General features: G+C 59.8%; 1 protein-coding gene. It reads left to right on the forward strand.

Annotated features, from left to right (window positions below; genetic code table 11):
* On the forward strand, nt 1-281 hold a 281-nt coding region (locus A3730_RS31510; RefSeq protein WP_197477430.1), incomplete at both ends, for a hypothetical protein.

The following is a 281-nucleotide window of genomic DNA, read 5'->3' on the forward strand; positions in this document are numbered from 1 at the left end:
TTCACCACAGGTGTGCGTTCTGCGATTACCCGCAATACCGATGTGTATTCCGAGTACCGTTTGCGCGGTGCCGTGGATGGCCGCGATGTGGCCGCAGCCAATGGTGTGAAGTCTGACATCGAGATCGAGCCGGGTCTGACTGTGTCGCCGTCCATGGAGTGGATTCAGACGCTGGACGGACAGACCAATCAGGATGCCACGGCCCTGTCCGTGGGCGCAGAAGACAAACGCAATGAAAACCGCCGGACTCTGGGGCGGGTGGAAACCCGCTTTGGCGATGA

The sequence above is a fragment of the Alcanivorax sp. HI0044 genome (assembly GCF_001634945.1).